Origin of the sequence: Ferrimicrobium sp. (assembly GCF_027364955.1) — a bacterium.
In the GTDB taxonomy this organism is placed as follows: Bacteria; Actinomycetota; Acidimicrobiia; order Acidimicrobiales; family Acidimicrobiaceae; genus Ferrimicrobium.
The window spans coordinates 12,946-19,008 of record NZ_DAHXOI010000032.1; the positions used below are offsets into that span (position 1 = coordinate 12,946).

A 6,063-nucleotide genomic window follows, 5' to 3' on the forward strand; every position below is an offset into this window, starting at 1 on the left:
ACTGGGACTTCGGATTTGAGTGGGGAATCCTATGAGTTGTAGTTACGTACCAGGGGCGAACTTGAGAGAGGTACAGGGACTCTGCCAGAATGGGGTTAGCAATAACTCAAAACCTGGAGGGCCCCTGTGGAACAAAATGCTACCCGAATTGCCAAGATACTGCTCGGTCTAAGTGACGTTAATTTACTCGGGGTTGAGGATCTAGATGATCAGGGCGCAAAGATACCCCTTCGAGTCCACATCGAGTGTCGAGGCGAGCGGCCAAAGTGTCCTCTCTGTCATGGAACAAGCTACTCCAAGGGAGTATCCCTGGTAGAACTGATCGATCTACCAAGCTTTGGCCGTGCGGTCAGACTCATCTGGCACAAACACAGGTGGGTGTGTAGGGATCCCAAGTGTAGCGCAGGGTCCTTTAGTGACCAAGATTCACGCATCGCAGCGCCAAGACTCAAACTCACCGACAGAGCCGGTAGGTGGGCAACGCGAGTGGTTGGTAGAGACGGTCGATCGGTGTCGTCGGTAGCCAGGGAGCTCGATTGCGATTGGCACACGATCAACGATGCGGTCATCGCCTATGGGACTCCCCTCGTAGAGGATCCCAATCGTTACGGCAAGGTTCATGCACTCGGATTAGACGAGATCCTGTTCTATCGTGAGGGTCGCTATCGCATCCAGCACTGGTCGACCTCAATCGTGGACGTTAAATGTGCAACCCTCCTCGATGTCGTCCCTGGTAGAGAGGCAAAGGAGCCAAAGAAGTGGATTGCCAATCAGCCCAAGGAATGGCGTGATGCGATCAAGTGGGGAACCCTTGATCTGGCTGGTTCCTACCGATCGGTCTTCCGTGCTGTTCTTCCCAACGCCACCATGGTAGCCGATCCATTTCACGTCATAAAGATCGCCAATTCTCGACTTGATGAGGCGAGGAGAAGGGTACAACAGAACATCCTTGGTCACCGCGGCAGAGGTGGTGATCCCCTCTATCGCATCCGGCGACTCCTGACGATGGCCAAGGAGAATCTCACTGAAAATGCCAACGAGAAACTTACTCACCTGCTTGAATTGGGTGACCCAGACAACGAGGTGGCTACCACCTGGCGGGCCAAGGAGTCACTACGAGAGCTCTACGCCTATCGTGACCCAAAACTTGCCAGTGACCACCTCGATGCTCTCATCAGCGACTTTACCGATGAAGAACGACCCGCTGAGGTCCAACTCCTTGGGAGAACCCTAGGAGAATGGCATGACGAGATCCTGGCCTGGCATAAGTCCTTTGTGACCAATGGACCCACAGAGTCGATGAACAACCTCATCAAACGGATCAAGCGCATCGCCTTTGGCATGACGAACTTTGCAAACTTTAGAATCAGAGCACTCCTTGTCGCTGGTAGGCCTGATTGGACGCGACTAGCTACAGTCACTCCGGTGACGACGCACATCTCTGGAGCGCTTCTCTCGTAGCAGTTCCCGACCAACCCAGGCAGGTGAGAGATGAAGGATGATCCCTTGGTCTCTCCTGCGCGCTCACTGGTGGTGTACTGTAGAACTACTGAGATGACGGTCTCACTCTAGCCAACCACCTCCAGACAGCTGAACGGCTTCCCGATTCCTGGTCGATTTTGGTCCCAGATTACCGCTTATTTCCGAAGATCCGCTAATCTCGTGCTCTGCTGCCTTCTCTAGATACGCCGCCACGCTTGGCCGAGAGACTCCCGTATCCCGACTGATAGCTCTGGCACTCTTGCCCTGCGCAGAGAGGCGCAGGATCTCTTCGATCTTTCTCATTGGTATCCTCCTATTGGGCATGTGGCATCCTTTCTGTGATTGACGTGGAACACAACCACACCAAGGATGCCACAGCCTCATCGCATTGAACAGAACGTTTCTGAGTCCCTCTCGCACCCTCCTAGGGGGTGGCAGATTTCAGCGATAACAGGTGGCAAGTTTCAGCGAGAATGGGTGGCAGATTTCAGCGATAACAGGTGGCAAGTTTCAGCGAGAATACGCAATGGACTGCCCCACGGCGGAAACCAAAGTCCCGATAGGGTCCCCAGGTGGCCAGATTCTCCACTGTCTTGGCATAGCTCTTCGTCGCTTGGTGATCTCGATAGTTCGTGCCTGAGTCCGACAGTGCATCAAGGTCACGCGCGCTAAAGAGTGCAAGCTGGTATCGACGATCAGGACCCCCGAAGGGGCTAAGTCGATCAACGAGTACTCGACGCTCACTGGCATCGGGGATAGAGCGTGGCAACAGAGCTGCCAAGCGACCTGACCACTCCAATTCGTAGTCCTCGTCACCACCCTCCCCATCGGGATGACCATCGCTGTCACAGGAACCATAGAGCTCCTCAGCACGGTCGTCTTCGACCCATCCATAGTCATAGGCGTGCCTCGCGTTGGCAAGATCGGTTTCGCTCATTGGCGTCCCATCCGGGAACTGCGTCATACCCGGCTGCCACTGGTAAAAGAAATGAAACAGGGCGCGAGCGCTTTGCAGGTAAGAGTTGTCATAGCCAAGGCGCCTCAAGCTATTGGGGAATCCTGTCTCATCCTCGGCGCGCAGCTCGTGGCTCATAGACCCAAGGATATGGTTGACGATTTTGTTCTGGCACGCACACTCCATGGACTCAACGATCTGCTTGACCCCTCGAATGAATCTCTCGGTGTCATCGTGGTCGAGATAATAGAGAAGCACCCAGAGCACCTTGTCAGCCATCTCCCACTTTGTCGCATCAGCCCCGAGAAGGGGTAACGTCGCTTGGCGGAACGCAGCTGGTGCGAGCTCGTCTAGCCAGGCGAGTTGCCAATCCAAATTCTTCAATAACCCCTGTATACTTGCCACTTCACTGCTCCTTTCGTCGCTGTTGTTTGCTCATAGTACCCACGGGCAAAGGGAGCAAAAAGTTCTGCTCTAGACCGGAGAAAACCTGGCTCGTCCCATCATGGCAGCCTTCCCGCGGCGCGAAACGATCATCTCCGGGCCAAGATCGGAAGGACTACCGAGGGCGTGGAGACGGAGCTCGGCCAGAGCGTTGCATCGCTGGCGAAGACGGCCGCACCCGAGAAGATCGCTCTGTAAAAGGAGCTCTCCCGTGGCAAAGCAAGGGAGTATCGCTGTCCTAGGACAGTGAGGTGGGTATTTGGTCCGCTGACATGAGGTGGGGTCATAGGTCCGACTCTGAGGTCAGGTATTAGGCCTCTTCAGGTGTCGTGGCTGGTAAGTATCGCTCCCATGATCGATGCTGCCTCTTGATTCTTGGCATCAAGTACGTGAGAGTAGACTTTCAGCGTAACGGATGCATCTGCATGCCCTAGTCGCCCTGCCACGGTTGTTACATCCATCCCAGCGGCAACGAGCTGGGTCGCTGAAAAGTGACGCAAAGTGTGCAGATGCAGTTGCCTCCATCCGTGTTTGTCCGCGATCCGCCGAAAGAGCTTCGTTGGACTATCTGGATGCACAGGGGTCGATCCGTCGGGATCACCGTAGAACAGGTAGGGATTCTCCACTGTTGACAGCCCGAGACTTGAGCTTGCATGTCGAAGGCGGTCCTTCTGCTCTTCGATGACCGCTTTGGCAATGGCATCGAGCGCGACGTTTCGACCCTGGTGGGTCTTGGTTGGAGCCTCCCTGGTGCCTCCGGCTGGGGTATAGATCAACGACTTGGTCACGCTTAGGCCGGTGTCGAGGCAATCATCCCAGTGGAGCGCACACAACTCCCCTCTGCGCATACCAGTCAGGGCTGCGAGAGTAAAGTATGCCTCCCATTGGGGATGGACGGCTCTGGCTCCCTCGAGGATCGTCTGGAGCTGGTCGATGCTCGGGGTAACGATTTGTGCCGCCGGGACCTTTGGTGGCGAAGCCAGCAGAGCAGGATTGGAACTTGCCCATTCCCACTTCATCGCTTGGTTAAAGAACCGCCTGACAATAGCGTGGACTTGGCCGACCGAGGCTGGCGCACACCCCCTAGCCGTGAGATCCCGATAGAGATGATCCAAATGAGCAGCGCTCACGTCGGCCAACTGGAGCACTCCAAGCTTTGGGATGATCTCTGAGTTGATCCAACCCATATAGCCTCGGACGGTGGTGGGGGAGAGGTTTGGACCTACGAGCTCGATCCACTCTCTGATGGCATGATCCATCGAAGAGGTGGAAACCCGTGCTTTGGCGTTGCTCGCCTCAGTAAGCAATCTCGTTAACTCGGCGTCTGCCTTACGCTTGGTCCCGTGCACGGTCAGGTAGCGCTGTCGACGTTTGCCGCTCACCGGATCCTTCGGCAGATCAACGACAATCTGCCATACGTCCTTCCCTCGCTTGCGTACATATCCTCTCACGACCTCTAGTCTAGAGCAAATGTGGGCAGAATGTGGGCAGAGTGACAAGTCTTGAATGCCAACACCATCATCTAGCTGGTGCGCCCCCTGGGATTCGAACCCAGAACCTGCGGATTAAGAGTCCGTTGCTCTGCCATTGAGCTAGAGGCGCTCGGTCTGAACGATCATACCACTTCGTGGTGCGATCACTGTTCTGGGGTGACCGAGGGGGCTCGAACCCCTGACCTCCAGAGCCACAATCTGGCGCTCTACCAACTGAGCTACGATCACCATCGCGGTTAACTAGCTTACATCCTGATATCCGATGCTCGGCAGCCAATTACTCGAGAGCAGCGTGTCCGAGCTTCGCCGATTGGGGCCAAAAACTAATGGTTCCAGTGAGAACATAGAGGCCGGTTGGCTCATATGTCAGAAGATAGGTGTAGTAACGACGGTGAAGTCGTAGGGTTCCAAAGATTGCATCTGATAGGACAGCGTCGGCGTGACCTTGGGCAACCAAGTGCGGTGAGTGTGAGCGAAGAATGAGTGATGATGACGTCACATCGAGGGAGCCGCCCGGTTGCGGGACTCCGCGTGCTCGGAATAGCAACGATTGTGTCTTGCTGTCTCCGAATCGGCCGTGGATGGTTAGCGTCACGAGTTGGTGAAAGTTCGGCTTGCTCACGCGGAGATAGCCGTGGAAGTCGAGCTGTAGCACTCGATCAGATTGGCCTAAGCCTGAGGTTAGGATGCCTGCCCTGAGGCCACGGATGTCAAGAATTCCGGGTGCTCCCTGAGTAGCAGTGGCAAGTACAGGCTGTTGGTTGACACCTAGCTCGATCTGCAGGGTGGTTGAATGACCGACGAATGCAGCACCGAAGCCAACGAGTGTCAAGACCGCCACAAGTGCGATCGGAAGCCGTAGGAGGAGTTTGGGGTCAGGAACCTTGACATGACTGACAATAGCCAAGATGAGGCCCAAGATCGCCAGTGTCGCAGTAGCCAGGCTGATGAGAGGAAGAAATCGGTAGATCTCGGCAAGGAGTGCCGAGGCAAGTACTCCCCATGCCGTCCAACAGCTAGCTAGAAAGATGTGACCTCGGTGAGTGAGCTGCTCCGGCCCTGTTGGGCTGTCTTCCGCCACGAACTTCCGAACAGCCAACAAGGCCACGACTAGGCCGGCAGCACCAAATAGCCACCAGATTGTGGTCTGTGAGTGTAAGGAACGGTTAATGATGAGTAGGAGTGGTGCGAGGAGGAGCAGAAATGAACCGATCCACAAACAGATGACAGGCAGTAGCGAGCGTACTCGCTTCGGTGGGGTACCATTTGGAATGGTGTCAAGAACGAGTGCAAACTCGGTGAGGAGAGTTCCGACTACGAATCCGATGATTTCAAGATGAACCATGCCGTAGTCCACGTCTTCACTCTATGGGAGAAACCATAAGTGGTCGTTCCCTCGCGTATTGCAGCTCTCAGTTTTTGTAACTGTCTTGTGCGAGCGGATTGCATTGATGCGGGTGAATGGCTCATGGCCCTTGAGGTCGTGGTTTCCGTGTTTGTATGGGGAGCTCTTGGTCGGCTTCGTGTCCATTCAAGAGTGCGGCGTTCCGTCGGTTCTGCTTGTAAGGAGGGCCAGGTGCGGGGCCTCTGGATGCCTCCAGAGCAAGAAATTTGCCAATCCCCCAAATTTCCTCCCCAAAACCGTCACCCCCACCGAGTAGAGCACACTAGATTTATCTATCCCATGTG

Annotated in this window: 5 protein-coding genes and 2 tRNA genes; 1 reads left to right on the forward strand and 6 read right to left on the reverse strand. The window is 55.3% G+C overall.

What is annotated here, in order from left to right; translation table 11 throughout:
* Positions 1–126: 126 nt before the first annotated feature.
* Positions 127–1,461, forward strand: a complete 1,335-nt coding sequence (locus M7Q83_RS12655; protein WP_298339466.1) for an ISL3 family transposase — start codon at positions 127–129, stop codon at positions 1,459–1,461.
* A 102-nt stretch (positions 1,462–1,563) separates the two neighbouring features.
* Here M7Q83_RS12655 and M7Q83_RS12660 read toward each other — a convergent pair whose 3' ends face one another.
* From M7Q83_RS12660 to M7Q83_RS12685, 6 genes are all read right to left on the reverse strand, one after another.
* A complete protein-coding gene (locus M7Q83_RS12660; RefSeq protein WP_298339469.1) occupies positions 1,564–1,785 on the reverse strand; it encodes a helix-turn-helix domain-containing protein in 222 nt (73 codons plus the stop codon).
* A gap of 184 nt (positions 1,786–1,969) precedes the next feature.
* Positions 1,970–2,842, reverse strand: coding sequence for a hypothetical protein (locus M7Q83_RS12665; protein ID WP_298339472.1), 873 nt, complete (start codon positions 2,840–2,842; stop codon positions 1,970–1,972).
* 359 nt (positions 2,843–3,201) lie between these two features.
* Positions 3,202–4,332 carry a tyrosine-type recombinase/integrase gene (locus M7Q83_RS12670; protein ID WP_298339475.1) on the reverse strand — a complete coding sequence of 377 codons (1,131 nt, stop codon included), beginning with the start codon at positions 4,330–4,332 and terminating at the stop codon, positions 3,202–3,204.
* Positions 4,333–4,408: 76 nt separating this feature from the next.
* Positions 4,409–4,483: transfer RNA gene (locus tag M7Q83_RS12675), tRNA-Lys, on the reverse strand.
* A gap of 43 nt (positions 4,484–4,526) precedes the next feature.
* A tRNA-His gene (locus tag M7Q83_RS12680) sits at positions 4,527–4,602 on the reverse strand.
* 49 nt (positions 4,603–4,651) lie between these two features.
* Positions 4,652–5,731, reverse strand: a complete 1,080-nt coding sequence (locus tag M7Q83_RS12685; RefSeq protein WP_298339478.1) for a hypothetical protein — start codon at positions 5,729–5,731, stop codon at positions 4,652–4,654.
* Between the last annotated feature and the right edge of the window lie 332 nt (positions 5,732–6,063).

Excerpts from the sequence above, each read along its gene's own strand:
- M7Q83_RS12660 (WP_298339469.1), bottom strand. The coding sequence starts at position 1,785 with ATGAGAAAGATCGAAGAGATCCTGCGCCTCTCTGCGCAGGGCAAGAGT.